The organism is Paenibacillus eucommiae, assembly GCF_017874215.1.
Lineage (GTDB): Bacteria > Bacillota > Bacilli > Paenibacillales > NBRC-103111 > Paenibacillus_AI > Paenibacillus_AI eucommiae.
The window spans coordinates 38,899-55,426 of the sequence record NZ_JAGGLB010000026.1 but is presented as its reverse complement, the minus strand read 5'-3'; the positions used below and the strand labels follow the sequence as shown (position 1 = coordinate 55,426).

At 46.4% G+C, this 16,528-nt stretch carries 9 protein-coding genes; 1 reads left to right on the top strand and 8 read right to left on the bottom strand.

The genetic code is table 11. From position 1 onward, the window contains the following. Positions 1–97 precede the first annotated feature (97 nt). The 7 genes from J2Z66_RS29585 to J2Z66_RS29555 form a co-directional block, all read right to left on the bottom strand. Positions 98–910 carry a response regulator transcription factor gene (locus J2Z66_RS29585; RefSeq protein WP_209976363.1) on the bottom strand — a complete coding sequence of 271 codons (813 nt, stop codon included), beginning with the start codon at positions 908–910 and terminating at the stop codon, positions 98–100. Then, the gene (locus tag J2Z66_RS29580) at positions 907–2,724 is read right to left on the bottom strand and encodes a sensor histidine kinase (RefSeq protein ID WP_209976362.1); all 1,818 of its coding nucleotides are present in this window, start codon (positions 2,722–2,724) and stop codon (positions 907–909) included. Before J2Z66_RS29580 ends, J2Z66_RS29585 begins: the two co-directional genes overlap by 4 nt. A gap of 231 nt (positions 2,725–2,955) precedes the next feature. Further along, positions 2,956–5,046: a beta-galactosidase trimerization domain-containing protein gene (locus tag J2Z66_RS29575; protein ID WP_209976361.1), complete on the bottom strand. Its 2,091-nt coding sequence runs from the start codon at positions 5,044–5,046 to the stop codon at positions 2,956–2,958. Positions 5,047–5,094: 48 nt separating this feature from the next. Next, positions 5,095–5,925 (bottom strand): carbohydrate ABC transporter permease, encoded by an 831-nt coding sequence (locus tag J2Z66_RS29570; RefSeq protein WP_209976360.1) that lies wholly within the window; start codon positions 5,923–5,925, stop codon positions 5,095–5,097. Next, entirely contained in the window at positions 5,918–6,796 is an 879-nt protein-coding gene (locus J2Z66_RS29565) for a carbohydrate ABC transporter permease (RefSeq protein WP_209976359.1), read from the bottom strand. Before J2Z66_RS29565 ends, J2Z66_RS29570 begins: the two co-directional genes overlap by 8 nt. A gap of 134 nt (positions 6,797–6,930) precedes the next feature. Then, a complete protein-coding gene (locus J2Z66_RS29560; protein ID WP_245375941.1) occupies positions 6,931–8,256 on the bottom strand; it encodes an ABC transporter substrate-binding protein in 1,326 nt (441 codons plus the stop codon). 137 nt (positions 8,257–8,393) lie between these two features. After that, a complete protein-coding gene (locus J2Z66_RS29555) occupies positions 8,394–11,012 on the bottom strand; it encodes a family 78 glycoside hydrolase catalytic domain (RefSeq protein WP_209976358.1) in 2,619 nt (872 codons plus the stop codon). A 126-nt stretch (positions 11,013–11,138) separates the two neighbouring features. Between J2Z66_RS29555 and J2Z66_RS29550 the strand changes: the two genes are divergently transcribed. After that, positions 11,139–12,023, top strand: a complete 885-nt coding sequence (locus J2Z66_RS29550; RefSeq protein ID WP_209976357.1) for an AraC family transcriptional regulator — start codon at positions 11,139–11,141, stop codon at positions 12,021–12,023. A 224-nt stretch (positions 12,024–12,247) separates the two neighbouring features. Here J2Z66_RS29550 and J2Z66_RS29545 read toward each other — a convergent pair whose 3' ends face one another. After that, a complete protein-coding gene (locus tag J2Z66_RS29545; RefSeq protein ID WP_209976356.1) occupies positions 12,248–16,330 on the bottom strand; it encodes a carbohydrate binding domain-containing protein in 4,083 nt (1,360 codons plus the stop codon). Positions 16,331–16,528: the final 198 nt, after the last annotated feature.

Here is a 16,528-nt window from a genome sequence, read left to right as displayed (position 1 = left end):
CGCCAGCAGGATCACCGCCGCTTAGGTACATTGTAAATGATCTGCCAACAAGGCTAAATGGATAAAATGAAACATCCAATGGACAATAGTAAAATCTTTAAAACTGGGTCGGCCAGTCTCCCGTTTCCTTCCGGAACACACGGCTAAAATAGAGGGCATCGTTATATCCGACGAGCTCTGCGACCTCTTTCATCCTTAAATGAGGCTGTAACCGAATAATTTCCTTGGCTTTATCGATTCTAAGCTTCGTTACATATTGGGACGGTGACACCCCCTTGTGCGCTCTAAACAACTTGCTGATGTATGAAGAAACAAACCCGAACTTTTGGGATAGCATTTCATTGGTGATGTTTTCTGTATAATGCTTCTGGAGGAATCGTTCAACTTCCAGAACGACAGGTAAAGGCTGAGATTCTGATGTTTTTGCTTCTAATGTCTGAGCTTCCAATGCTTGAGTTTCCGATGTTTGCTCTCCAGGCAGCATCGTCTGGCTCAATTGTTCATACAATTGCTGTCTCTTTAAGTCCGCTTCTTTCACTTGGATCTGATCAGCTATTTTATGGAGCAATTCTGCCAGAACCGGCTTTACAATGGGCTTGAGCATATAATCAAATACCTGATACTGGATCGCTTTGCGGGCATACTCGAATTCCTGGTACCCACTAATGACTACCTTCAGAATTTGCGGATCATGCAAGCTCAGACGGGAGAGCAGCTCGATCCCATCCATAACCGGCATGCGAATATCCGTAAAAACAACATCGATCTGCTCCCGCTGCAGCCACTCAAGCGCTTCTTGTCCATTTATTGCACAAGCCACCACCTGATAGCTGCTGTGCTCTGATTCCATCATCCTCTTCAAGCTCCTTGCAATCGGAGGTTCGTCTTCTACAATCATCACCTTGATCATTTCCTGCTCCTGCCACCCATCCTGACTAAAGTGCCTTGCGGCTCATTCTTCGTAATCTGGTAATGAAAATCCTCTCTGTACAGCAGCTTCAAGCGGACAATGGTATTGACGAGTCCAAGTCCACCAATCTTCAGTGCCTCTGTATTGGACAAATTCACCATAGTATCATTTATTGTATTTGTCAAAGCATGTAGTGCCTCCTGATCAAACCCTGTGCCGTTATCGGACACTTCAACCGTCCATCTGGAATCATCATCGACATGAACCGATATCCTTATAAACCATGGTGGAGAAGTTTGGGTAAAGGCATGCTGGAAACAGTTTTCGACGATTGGCTGCAGAATCAGCTTGGGAACCTTGACCTGCGCAACCGCTTTTTCATCCGCTTCAATCACATACGAGAAATACTCCTCATACCGATCCTTCATTAAATCGAGATAATTGCTTGTATGCGCGATCTCATCCTTCAATGTGATGTCAGCTTCATTAATCGTCGAGACATAACGCAGCATCTGGGAGAGCTTGTAGCACATATTCATGATTCTATCATTGCCGGATTCTTCCGCAGTCGAACTGATCACACTCAGTATATTGTATAAGAAATGAGGATTCATCTGCGATTGCAAAGCCAGCATATGCGCCTTGATTTCTTGATTTACGGATTCATTCAAACGCTTGAACATCGCCGCAAATGTCCGATTCAGTAAAATAAGCTCATTCTCCTTGCCAGCTGGGTCCAGCTCAATCGAAAGATTGAAGAGCGTGACCTCATGGATCGATTTTCTTATTTGCTTCAGTGGACGGGTCAGGTTCTTGGACATAACAAACATAATAGCCAACGTAACGACAACCAGACTAACTCCCAGGAAAAGCAAAATTTGAACAGCTGTACGCTTTGTCGCAAACAGATCATGCCTCGGCTGCACCAGAACCAGCGAGAGATTGGAGAAGGCTATGTTCACGCCAACCATCACCTCTTCCTTTCCAGTTTCAGGGTTGATCACAGTGCGGCTCTGAACACCTCCTTCATCCACGCTCAGAAAATAATGCCCCGGTTCCTTCACAGCAGGTTGATTGTCCAATGCCGTATGGGATGCTACGACTTCTCCTTTGTCATCAAATACAAGCGCCCTCACTTTACCTATATGTTCTAAATTTAGCAAATCAGTTACTTTATGCTCATATTGCTGCACTTCTACCATTCCGTAGTTCTCGCCTGTGGACAAGTTTCTAATCAGACGAACAATCGAGATCAGCTTCTGCTGCTCATCCTCCGCCCCCTCCGACCAGTAATCGCTATGAGGCTTAAGCAGCTTGCTCTTGCCCTTCAATTCATTTAGCTCAGCAAAAAGAGCTGATAATGGCTTTGAACGAAGGTGTCTTTGAATTTGTTCAGCGGACTCTTCCAGGACACCCAAGCTCATATAATCGCCTTGAAGATTAAACACACTTATCCGCGGAGCCGCAATATTGGGTCCATTGATCGTAAGCAAGATCCTCCCCAGCTCCGTGGAGTCTCGCACATTCATCTCGAAATAATTACTTGAAATCTGCTTCTCATGAATAACGCCCATCATTTCAATAACCCGCTGGTTCACAATAACCTGCAGAGCAATTTGATCCATACTTCTAAAAAGTGAATCCAGCTGCTCCGACGTTTTCACCGCAACCTGCTTCAAATTGTTCATCGCTGTTTCTTCTGTCGTCTTCACCATATATTGATAAAAGGCAGCAACCGACCCGGCAATAATGATCGTGACAACAATGGAATAATGAATAAACAGCTTTTTTTGAAAAGCTATGCTTTTGAACATGTTGGCCCCCTGCTTTAGGATGAAAAGAGAACACCTTGGTCTTCTGCCCATTTTGCTGCTGGCTGAACCTGCCAAGGAAAGCTGTCTTCTTGTTTATCCTAACAAATAACTTTCGTTATGAATAGGGTCCTGCCTTACTAGCGTTCTCTCAAAAATAAAAAAAGAAAAGTTGAGACCCCAAATAGTTCTTCTACTAAAAGGGATCTTACTTTTCTCTATGAAAACTATCTATTATTTATCAATAACAACCGCCGTATGAATATCCACGCGAGGCACTGTAAAGCGAATGCTATCTTTTTCTTGCGTGAAGGACAGCTCCGTACCGGACGGTATTAGGTAAACCCGCTTAGCTGAAGCTTGTATCCTGACCTCTACATTGTCTACAGGAGCAACCTCCTCAATAAAGGACTTGGAACCTGCCGCCTTGTCTTCACGAACATTAATAAGATGTACAATAATCCGCGAAGCTTGATCCTGGGTTCGGGCTTGGACCATCACATTCACTTCCACTGACAATGGTGCCTTGACAACCAGCCTAGGCTCCTGATTCAGTTTACGCAGGCAATTTAAATAAAGATTACGCAGCCACGGTGAGCCGGTTTGCCAGTAGGAGGCTTCAATAGGTCCGGCTATATATAAGCTTTTTCCTCTGCCAAACGCATTTGTCACAACAGCAGGATACGGGGCTTCATTCGCCGGATGGGCATGCTGATGATACACATGACGATGCACCTTTGCTTCAACAGCAGGGTTCATACTGCCGCTTAAGCAGGCTGCCTGCGGACTCGCTATTACGTTTAATCTGCGTTGGCCTTGCTCCTTGAGCAGAATCGGAAGATCGGGAAGGTTCTGCTTGATGCTCTCTTCGATGGGATACAGATAGGAAGTACTGTATACCGAGAAATCAATGAAATCGACACCAAACAAATCAGATAATCCAAAATTGGGTCGCTGGATCCCCTCTTGTCCGTATAGCGAGGTCCTGCCTGAGGCCAGTACACAGCCGCCATTTCGCACATACTCTCGAATACCGGCTTCTACCGCCTCGCTCAAATAAGCCTGATCAGGAACAATCAGCACTTCATACAGGTGAACAGCTTCCATTAACTTATGTTCATCGATAATATCAAAATGAATATGTCCTTCGATTAATATCCGGTGAATGCCTTGCAAATGAGCAGCATCCGGACTCCCGGCAAGAGCGGAAGCTTCCAGCATACGCTGGTTCTCGATGGAATGGAGCACGGCCACCATTGGCATGCTTTTCGCTTCCAGGAGCCAGGGTTCCAGTTCTCTTACCAGATCATTTGCTTCGCCTATGGTGTCTGTCACTGCTTTTGGAATCTGGCCTTTTAGCACTCCAGAAGGATAAACCACATGCCCGAAGCTAATAGAACCACCGTTAGCCACAGCAATCGCCGCAGTTGTCTTGAGTGTAGCAGCCGGTGCAACCGTCCACTCTCCCCAGCTGCCCATTTCGCTTGGCATCATTAATTCGAATGGTTTGTCGAAGGATCGTTTCCATCTGGCCAATAAGCTGCCGTACATATAATGAGGAGGATGGAATTCGGAAGTGAAGTAATCCGCATGCTCATCGGCCTCTACTTGCCCGAATTTCGGGTCTCCCGCATGATTCCAGCCGATTAAATAGGCAGGATTAATGCTTTTCAGCTGGCTGACAGCATCACGCAGAAAGTGATGTCTGATTTCCCGTTGAAAGGTTTTCCATTGTCGTAACTCTTCCGTGCCAGGCTGCGGAGAAACGGGCATCGCACGTCCGAATCTTGCTCGGTACCATCTTTGGCAATATTCACAGTGACAACTGCCTTCCCACACATAGGAAATATCAAAGAAAAATCCCGCCACCTCATAATTCCGCGCAATCTCGGCAAGCTGTCCATACACATAATCGCGATACGGCGAGTTCATACAGAGAATATCGTAATAATCGAAGGCTTCGGTCACAGGTTGCCCATCTGCAGTCCGCTGCCGATAATCCGGATTTTCCTTCGCCACGTGGCTGTTCAGACCTACATTATAGTAGGCGATAATGTCAATGCCGTGCTTCTTTGCTTCTGCAGTGGCATCTGCCAGTAGGTCTCCTTGCAGCCGCCTGTTCTTATGGCCTGTCTTTGTATCAAAATAGCTGTTGCCAAAAGCATCCTTGGTCATAAAGGTGATCGTTTGGATGCCTGCTTTTGCCGCTGCGGTGAAATAGGCACTTATGTCCATCTCAACCTCGGGCACGGCTTCACCTGCATGAAAATCAAATAACCCTCGACGAAATGTTTGAGCATAAAGGTTATTCCGTTTATTTTTCATTGAAAAAATCCTCTCATCTATAGATTCGGAACCGACGGCAAGAGCCAGTTAGCCTTTTAATCCAGTCGAGGCGATCCCCTCCACAAATTGCTTCTGCGCGAATAAAAACACAAGAACGACCGGCAAGGTTACAATCACAGCCGCTGCCATCAGAATTTGCTGCTCCAGACCTGCCTCATTTCTCAAAAATAACAGGCCAAGCGGCAGCGTAAATAATTTCTTATCCGTCAGGTACAGCAGCGGGCCAATGGTATTGCTCCACGCCCCCATAAACGTAAATACGGCAAGTGCAGACAATACCGAGCGCGATAGCGGGAAATAGATTCTCCATAACGCCGTCCAGGGGCCGCAGCCGTCGATGGTAGCCGCCTCGTACAATTCCCTTGTTGTGCTTTTATAAAACTGATGCAGCAGAAAAATACCAAAGGCTCCCCCCAGAAAGCTTGGAACTATGAGCGGGTAATAGGAATTAAGAGCCCCAAATGACTTCCATATGAAGTACCCTGGAATCATCGTTACCTGAAACGGCAGCATAAGGGTAGCTAGCATCCCCAGATACAACACCTTTTTCAATTTAAACTGAAACATCGCCATCCCAAAGGCCACCATGGAGCAGGAAAGCAAAATACCGATAACATCCAGGATCACGATAAAAAAACTGTTCAGCGTATACCTGCCAAAGTCTACCTTTAGCCATACCTCCGCATAATTGCTCCACACAAACGGATTCGGAATCCATTGCGGCGGGATGGAAGCCACGTTAGCCCCGGCCTTAAGTGAAGTGGCAACCATCCAATAAAAAGGAATCAACATAACCGCCCCGCCAAGAATCAAGAGAATATGGGTAAAAAAGTTCTTATAGGGAGATTTCTTATTCATAATGAACCCACCTCTTCTCAAAATATTTCTGTAGAAGGGTAACGGCCAGAATCACCATAAACAGCGCCCAGGACATGGCCGAGGCATAGCCCATCTTGTTCGTGAGAAAGGCATCTTTGTAAATCAAGATGTTCGGTGTGACTTTCGAATCGGGAACGTTATTGAGCGTATCGAACATAATCAGGAACACATCGAACGCCTGGAATGCTGAAATGGTTGACAACACCAAAACCAGGAAAACCATCGGGGAAACGATAGGGAACACAATATGCCAGAATAGAGCCCGGCGACTCGCTCCTTCAAGAGATGCGGCTTCATAGAGATCCTTAGATACCCCTTGAATGGCAGCCAGCAAAATGACCATGGAGGAGCCAACTCCCTTCCACACATTAACAAGCGCAACACTCATAATAGGAATTGCCCAATGCTTGCTGTCCAGCCAATTCACGGGCGATATCGACATGATACCCAGCAGATAGTTGGCCAGTCCATACGTTTTGTTCATCATCCAAACCCACATCGTTCCGCCCGCCAGCCATGGCGTTACCACAGGCAGGAAATAAATGACGCGGTACAAGGATTTCGCGCGGATCGCCTGATTCAGGGAAAAGGCGAGCACAAGAGCCATAATCGTCTGCAGTGGAACAAAAATAACGGCGAACATCAGTACATTTCTCAAAGAGTACCAGAACGACTTATCATCAAGCAGCCGGATCCAGTTGCTGGCTCCAATCCAGACGGGCAAGTTAAACATATCCCACTGCGTAAAGGTCAAATATAAAGAGAAGAAAAAAGGGAATGCAAAAAATACTAGCAATTGGATACTAAACGGCAATGTTAATATATAGCCCCAGCGAGCTTCTTTACGCAACTCGACTCCTCCTTCAAGCAAATACCAAGATGCATCCACCCAGTCTGACTCAAAAAAGATAGCTGGCGGGGGTTCCCTTCATTCACCAATTCCCAATTCGTTCATTCAGGAACCGCCGCCATCACTATCAATAGTTATTTGTTTTGATCAAGTACGCTTTGCACCTTTTGCTGAATCTCTTTCATGCCTTCTTGGACTGAAATTTTTTGGGTGAACATATCGGTGTAAAACGGCTGAGCTGCAAGTCGCCATTCTTGCCATGAAGGATTCTCATCTGTAGTTACGCCAGCTTCGGCGATACCTTCACTGAACGCCTTTTTATTTTTCGGGTTTACATTCGTATCCAGCTTGGTAATCGCATTCTTCTGAACAGGAATGGAAGATCCACTCTGCGCAAGTATCGTTTGCGCCTCTTCACTTAAGTAGTATTTAAGAAATTCCCATGCTGCTTCTTTGGATTCCGGCTTGGCCTTGGAGAAGATCAGCCAACTGTTCGTTACCATCGGCACGATGCGTGTACCGTCAGCTCCTTTTGGCATCATAACCGTATCATAATCAAGCGCTGCAAATTCCTTATTAATCAGCACCTGAGTGCTGTATTGCATAAAGAACATAGCTGCCTGGCCGGCGCCGAATGCTTTCCAATCGCCTCCTGCCAGCTTGAGGAAATCGGCATCCGGACTAATGCCGTCCTTCACCAGGTCTGCCCATGCCTGCACACCTTCAATGGATTTGGGTTCGGTAAACATGGCTTTCGTCTTGGATTCATCGAGCACCTGGCCGCCATGGGAACGAGTCCACGGGTACCATCCTTGCGTAATGCCTTGCGAAGCAGCGAAGCCGTATTGATCCGTTTTGCCGTCTTGATTTGTATCTTTCGTCAATTTCTTGGCGGCATCCAGCATATCTGCGTAAGTCCAGTCATCAGTAGGGACCGGAATATTAGCATCCGTAAACATTTTCTTATTGTAGGCCAATGCCACCGGGTTGATGCCATGTGGAATGCCGTATACTTTGCCGTCAGACGCTTTGGCAGCAAAGAGGCCTGAAATATACTCGTCATCCTTTAAATCTTTGCTGATATAAGGTGTCAGGTCCTCGGCAATTCCCCTGCTCCCATAGCCAAGGATTACAGCGTTTTCCTGAAACCAGATATCTGGCGCGGTGCCGCCCGCGATCTCCGTCGTAATCTTTGTCGTAAAATCGCCCCAAGGCGCTTCAACGACCTCTGTCTTGATGTTTGGGTATTTCGCAATAAAGCCATCGATAATTTCTTTCTTCGTTACGTCATAGGCGCCCGGAAGGCCGATTTTCAATTTCATTTCTTTAGGTGGTGCAGAAGCATCCGGCGCCTTGGTGCCTGCCGGTGATGAAGAAGGACTGCCATTTTCACTTTTTCCGCATGCTGCCAATGAGAGCACTAACACAACTGCTAAAACTAACATGAATCTTCTTTTCAAATTAAACCCTCCTGTGTTTTACAATATGAACTCTATCTTTCATCATGATAACGTTTTAATAATAACAAGAATTCAAGTTATCGTAACTGCATAAACCCAATCGGAAATTGCACATTCCGAATCTGGACTTACTTTTATCAAGCCTGAAATGTATAAGCTCCCGACTCGACTAGTAATTGGATTTTGTTATCTTCACTGCCGATCACGTAAACCCCCTTCACCTCACTTAGTGGCTGTCCGCCTTCGGAAATGAGATTCGCAGATGCAGCTGGAAGGTATAACAAGGCTTGTGTATTGACTGGAACAGTAATCGAGCAAACCAATCCGCCTTCCTCCTTCGTCCAAATACATTCTATCTTTCCGTATAGCGTTTCATAATGTCCACTTGCCCAGGTCATGCCGCTAATGACACCTGGTTTAATTACAAACTGTTGATATCCGGGCAGTCCAGGTATGTTCCGAATGCCCAGCACCCCCCGCTGGAACCAGCCGCCGATGCCGTTAAAGCAGCCATGAATTTTGGAAGGAGCCCCTTCCCAATACTCTGGCCATGTCTGGTACCCTTGGCTGATCAAATATCCGTATCCCGGGAAAGATGTTTGACTTGCGTACTTGAATATTAGCTCGTTATCATCCTGCTCGGTTAAATACTTCGTCATGTAATACGTCCCGTGCAAGCCAGTATCCAGATGGCCTTTTTGATGAATCAAAATTTCATCACGCAAATTTCCCCTCACTATGTCTACATGCTCCTGCGGTACGGCCTGTGATAGCAGTGGCATCACGCAATGAATTTGCCGGGTACCGATGTAGGTTGACCTCTCCGGGTCCAAGAACCTGGCATTTATCGCTTGCACTAAACGATCAGCCTGTCGCACATAGTCCTCAGCATCCTCAGTAAGTTCAAGTCTGGAAGAAATATCTGACATCGTACGTAAACATAACAGATAATAGCAGTTATTAAACAACAGTGCGTCTGGTGAGGCAGCCTCTTCACTCCCGTGTGGTGTGAGCCAATCTCCAATGAAATCCCAGTACCCGCCAAACTTCAACAGAAGGCCATCTTCTTGTGTTCGGGACAATATCCATTTCATCCAGTTCTTCATAAAAGGGTACACCCGCTCCAACAGCCGAAGGTCACCATACGTTTGATACACCTCCCACGGCATCATCACCAGATAGCCACTCCAAGCCGGACCTCCGCCACCTTGAATGGTAGGAGCGGTATGGGGAACCCAACCATCCGGCTGCTGCACATCACACCAGTCCTGCGCCCATCTGGCAAGATAAGCATGAGAGTCATAGTTCATCAAGCTCAGCTCAAGGCTCGTGTGAGCATCCCCGCCATATCCTTTGCGTTCCCGATTCGGACAATCAACCGTCATGCCTCCCGTCGTCAGATTGACATAGGTATTCAACGTATAACGATAAATATTGTTGATTAGTGGTTCGGAACATTCAAAGCTTCCAACTCTAGTGAAATCATTGCCTATTCGATAACCTGTACTACCTAGAATCGATAGCTCTTCTCCCGTCCCCTGGATCGTAATGAACCGGAATTCTTGATAAGTAAAGCGATTACTGAACCTTCCTCTTCCGTTATTGTCCAAAATGATTTCATTCACTTGATTGAAATCGTATTCCAGGCTCTCATCACTGGATGCGGCCAGTGTCACTTTATCTCCAGGAGAACCCTTGAGTTCAACTTCGATCCAGCCAGTAAACAGTTTCCCCATGTCCACCTTCCATTTTGCACGTTCGATCGGAATGACGGAAATCGGAGAAACGACCTCGCACCTTCGATTCGGGGGGATCAAGTCTGGAGATAATAACAAGCCAGGGCTATAAGAAGTCGCTGATTCCCAATTCTCATCTGCAAATTCTACATGGTTCCACCCTTCCTGGTACTTATTTGAATCGTATTGTTCTCCTCCGAAATCATTGTTTCCCCAGCCACCGATATGCTTGCTGGGGCTGAGCGCGCATTTCCAATCCTCCTTCGTCGTGATGAGGATCTGCTCATTCTCATATTGCATGTCGAACTGGCCGATCACTAGCGGTCCTTTCTCTATATGGTCATATACTTTAGACCTGTCTTCGTTCGCTCCAGTATACATCGCCCAACCGGCAGCCAACCATAATGCAATTACATTCTTTCCTTCCTGCAAATAGTCTTGAATATCGTACGTCACATAATGCGCACGCACTTGTAAGTTGCTGACAGAAGGGGCCAATAACTGATCTCCAACTTTTGCCCCGTTGATGTAAAGCTCATGGTAACCCACAGATCCCATGTAGGCTAGCGCCCGGATAGTCGGGATACGTTCCAGAGTAAATGTCTTTCTAACCCAGATATGCTCTTTCTCGGCGGCAGAAGCCATCCCGATCCACGACCCGTGCCAATCACTCGCATCCAGCAAACCTATCGTGAACATCGCTGCCTCGCTCCACGAAACTGGCTGACCTTCTTGATCCCATACCATCACCTTCCACACCGCATATTGACCTGAAGCCAGGCCAGCTCCTGCATATTCAATACTGACACTGGCGTTAGAATCGACTCTTTTCGAATCCCATAAGTCTCCGGTGTCGCCTTCAAGCAGCTTGATATCCGTTGCAACCAGAATTCGGTAAGCGGATTGTTTAACGCCTCGTACATCTACCGGGGCTTCAAGCTCCCAACTAAATCTTGGCACATTTGTTCCTATACCAAGGGGATTTTTAATGTATTCAACTCTCAGATTTTTAAGCAGCATGATCATGCACCCTTTCTTTTTTTCTAGTAAATATGAATCCTAATTCAAGAATAACAGTAATTTATGCTATAATAACTGCATAAATCAAATCGGACATTGCACATTCCGAATGAGGAGTTGCTGTATTTGACAAATCCTAACCCTAAGGTTATCCCTATGAATGACATCCATCCTCATGTAAGATTTATCAATCTTTTCAAGTTCTATTCTGGACAAACTTATGGTCCACGTATGATTTACGATCATCAATTCCTATATATATTTGATGGAACAGGGGTCATTGACATCAATGGGGTCTCTTATCGAGCAGTTCCCGGAGATCTTTTCTTCTATGGACCGCAGGTAGTTCACCGCATTTCTGCTGACCACGAGCACCCATTTACACTTTCCGGTATCCATTTTGATTTTGTCAGCGGATACGAGTACATGAAATTTCCAATCGGACCTTTAGACTTAGCGTATTTCGATTCTTCGCTCATGAAGTCTCAAAGCGTTGCATTTGCCGATTTTGAAGGTTTTCCGCCCCACATCAATGTATTGTCAGAACCGCGAGTAGGCCAATATTTACGGGAAATCTCAGATGAATTCCGAAACGGCCTTCTATTCAATCAAGCTTATATGAACGGTTTGTTTACTGCGTGGCTCATGATTGTCGCCCGCTTGCCGAAGATTCAGAAAGCTTCCATGCATTTCAAAAAAAATCTCGTTCATGAAATACTCGACTACATACAGCTTCATTACAAAGAACCCATTACTTATGAAATTCTGGGAAGCAGTTTTCACTTTCATCCCATCTATTTAAATAAACTCATTCAAGCCTATACCGGAACTTCCTTGCACCAGCACGTCATCCGTCTACGCATTCAGGAATCGATTGAACTGCTATTAACCACGAATATGACAATCAAGGAGATTGCAAGTCAAACTGGTTATGACAATGTGGCTTACTTCTCACGAATTTTCAAGAAAAAAACTGGTTATACCCCCCTTCAGATGAGAGGGGGGATATAATGCCAGCTTAACCAGGACAAGAGTATGTACGATCTGGGCCCATATCAAAAGCCGCTCACATAGGAGCGGCTTTTGATATGGGTCCGTTCATACGACATGTCTCCCATTCACATCCAACGACTTGGCATGTTTGGGTGGTTCAACAGTTGTCATAAGCTCTTCAACTCTATAATTTCTACCGTAACGGAGGACTGCTCGGTTACGGTAGAGACATATCACCTGTTCTACTCCTCGATCAGTTCCAGATCATCTACCCATGCAGGTCCATTAGCGGCCTGATCCATTTTGAAATAAGCCCAAATTGTTTTCGTTTGCGGCAGCGCCGTAAACGTAACGTCAACCTTCATCCATTCATTGTTCTTAACCGTTTCCGTCCAGTTGTAGGTAATACTCCCCCCGTTTTCGTTCACCTGCCTCACTCCCAGAGCTACTGAGCCTGCCGTAGTGCTATTTTTGACCCAACCGGAGAGTCTGTAGCTACGTCCTGGTATTACAGTGATTGCCCGCTGTGGTGTCGTATTGATCGTGTTATTCGCATTATTTGCGTCAGCGCTCAGCTTTACGGAATATTGACCGCTATGGAAGACTGATGGATCCAGCACTCCCGCGCTCGTATACCACCCATCCGGCTTAGAGGCTGATGTCAGTTTTTCAAAGCCCCCGTTATATACCGGATTCGTGCTGATATCAACTGAAAGTGGAAGCGTAGCGTAGCTCACATTCCCAATCTTTGCTTCGATGACTACACTATACACGTCTTCAGTTACCGATGAGGGGATATGAATGGTTCCCTGCACCGTCTTCTTCTCACTGGCCGCCAGTGTTACAGCAGATTCAAGCGTCACTGTAATACCGTTTGGCACTTCGCGCGACAAATCGACCGTTACTGGATTAGAAGTATAGTTCGTCAACTCGACTTCGAAAGGATATGTTCCCGGCTGATTCAATTCCATGCTTTCCGGGGTCAGCCTGGCATCAAGAACGGTGGTGACCTCATTCATTTCCAAATCGTCCAACCAAGCCGCTCCATTGGCCGCCTGATCCATTTTGAAATAAACAGAAGCCCGTTTTGCGTTTGGATGAGTCGTGAAGGTGACTTCCACCTTCGTCCAATCGCCGGTTTTCTCAACCTCTTTCCATGTGTAGCCAATGGAAGCGCCACCCGCTTCGATCTGTCTGATGCCTAATGCAACCGAGCCGGCCGTTGCACTTGTTTTGACCCATCCTGTGAGCGTATATTTGGCACCTGAGGCAAGCGGGAATTCTCTGATAGAGTTAGTATTTATCACATTAAATGTATTGTTCGCGTCCGGATTTAGCCTTGCTGAAGCTTGCCCGCTGCGGGCAACATTCTTATCCCATACACCCGCCAGCATGTTCCAACCATCAGGTTGGCTTCCTGCAGCCGCCTGCTTTTCGAAACTTCCGTTGTACACCGGATTCGTATCCACATAAACCATCAGCGGCAGGATAGCATGCCGTACACCGCCAGCTAGCGCTTCGATGCTTACGGCAAAATCACCTTTCGTGACCGATACCGGCACCGTTACTAATCCTTGTACTGTCTTACTTTCCAGACCCGCAAGTGTCAACGATGCTGGAAGATCAACCGTAATACCGGACGCAGCAACGCGAGAAAGATCAACAGATAGAGGCTGACCAGAGCCGTTCGTCAGCTTGATAGTGAAGGGATAAGATCCCGCCTTCGCCACATCCAAGCTGTTTGGCATAAGCTGTGCTAGCAGTAGTGGTGTTACCTTCACTTCCTTCTTGGTAGAAATATGGATTTCTTTTCCTTTGTATTCATAAGACAGTATTGCTTTCACATCATAAGTTCCTGGTAGCATTGTAGAGGGTATGACAGGATTTACGGTGACGGCAAAGCTTTCTCCACTCTTGATTTTTCCTACAGGCTTCTGAATAGGAAGAAGCCCGGCTGCATATGGCAGTTCAATCGACAGCCGTGCATTTTTGATTGCTTTATCCCCGACGTTCCGGACCAGGATACTCACATCCTGCTCATCTCCAGGCAGCCAGGATGCAGCGGTAAGCTGCAACTCAAGGCGAGCCATCGACTGAACGATAGGCAGCAGCCTTGCATACACTTGGTCAAGCAAGGCATTGATCTGATCTCTTTTCCCTTGCAAGATGAGATCCGATTTTCCGCTCACCCACGTTCGCAACTTGGTGATTTCGTCCATCGCTTTTTCTGCTTTGCTCATGGCTTTCCCCTCATCAATCGATGTTCCGTTCAGTTCCTCCTTCACTTTAAGCAGCTCATTAATCACCTTTTCCGCTTTTTTCTCCCATTGGTTATTCGAAATGAGACCGATTGCGCTTTGCATCTCACCGATCGCCTGATCGACACCCGTCACGAAAGGCGTTATCCGGTACACGAGCGTTTGCTCAGGACCAAGATCAACGTTAAGTGCAGAATCCCAGCTACCCCATTGCTCAGGCTGGTCACCATACAAGAGCTCTACCTGATTGCCCGCTTGCGTCACCGGAATGGACGCTGTTTGTGCTGTTTGGGTCACATTGAGCGCGACTACGTATTGCTCCTGTCCTTTGTTGTAAATTGCCCATTGGACAGCACTGCCAATGTTCTCATTCACTTTGCTTCCCCCAGAGACAAGACTGGCGATCAGAGCAATTTCCTCCTTGAAATTGACCAGACCCGGCCAGAGCTCCGATTCTTTCAGGTTCCAGCCCGGATCGTGGATCGAGTAATAGCCGAACCCTTTGGTGCCTGCCAGGAACGACTGATATGCCATGTTGCGCAATTGATCAATCGTCGGCAAATAGTTCCAGCCTGTACCCGGAATTCGGAATGTCTGCAGGATTGTCCAGATCGGTTTCACGTCGTCTACATCCGAGATCGCTTTGCGAACGCCATCTCCGACTGCTGAAATCGTTATGGGGCTGCCCTGACTGTAAGGATAAACGTCTGTAACAAGTATGTCCGTTGCCTGTCCGGTCTGCCGGTAATGAAGTGATTCCGCCTCTACCATATAAGTCGGATGAACAGAATCGATCGATCGGATCAGCTTGTATGCATCAACAAGCTCCGACTGCGGGATGCCGTTCGTGGTCGGTTCGTCCATGATCATGTAGCCAAGAATAGCAGGGTGATCCTTGAACCTTGTGACGAACTGTCGGGTACGCTCAAAATTTTCTTTGACCCTCATATTGTAATAAAGCGGAACGAGCATTTTTAAACCGTTTGCATGTGTCATGTCGAGTATCGCTTGCATCGTCGCTTCGTTTGTCGGAATTACCCCCTGGACAGTATTGACACCAATCTCCTTAAGGAATGGATAATCGGACTGCTCGGCGTGGTAAGCGATGACAGGAAAGAACGGCTTGCCATCTACAAGAATGGGACCATTTGCAGGTATAGCAGTTGGACGGTCCCAACGATAGATCAATTGTTCACTATTTTCGATCAGTTGTCCGTATACATCCTTCAGTTCTGCCAAGATGCGATACGACTGTTCCACTGCCATGCCCGAGGTATCGAATGGAACATTTACTTCTGCAGCGGCCGCAATTCCATTCTGCGCAAACAGTTCCTCTCCAGACACTTCATTGATGATACGGACATCGATCGTTTTTCCCGAATAAATTTCATCGATCGGATCGCTCAGCAGCCTGACGTTTCCATTCAACACATCCGTATAATAATAAGTTTGCGCAGACTCCACGATAAGCTGTGGTTTGTTTTTCGTTTTCGTGACGGAAACATCGTCAAAATAGACAGTACCGCTCCCATACCAAAGGCGTAAGTAGACATACATATAGGTGGCCTCTGGAGGAGCTTGGATTGAATACTCCAATTCGTTCCATTGACCGTTGTTTTGATCCGGGCTTGATTGATATGTATAGCCCATAATCCAGTTTTCAGCTGTTTTCTCCATTCCCTTGAAAAATTCGACCTTATAACCGGGTCTTCCAGTGACGTTAATTGATTTAAACCAGGACGTCACTTCGTATGTTGCCCCTACCTCAACTGGAATAGGAATCGCTATGGCTACCCAAGGACTATTGCCAGTGTTAGTCTGGATTGAAACACCATAGTTTCCTGTATAAGCAGCTTCTGTCGACGCCTTAATTGAATTATTCCATATATTTCCGAAAGGGGTCCATTTCGCAGGAATGATTCCTGTCGTATCCTCGAAGCCGGCATTTTCAATCAGATTTCCGGTTAATGCAGCGGCAGCTGGCTTCACCATTACTGCAGCCAACAGTTGAAACACTAAACAACAAATTAATAACATTGCAAGCCTTGATTTTTTTCGTATGTCCATTGTATTCATCCTCTCATCATAATTAGTAACGCTCTCTTCTTAGTTCCTGGTGTACCTTCTAAATAAATTACAAAGTTACCTCCCCCTTTCGTATGACAACTCCTTTGCAATCGCTTTCAGAAAAGACTAAATTAAACTTTGGTCCTGCCAATCCTGTACGGTTGAAAGTCCTACCCAACAACAAAAGAGGAATAGACC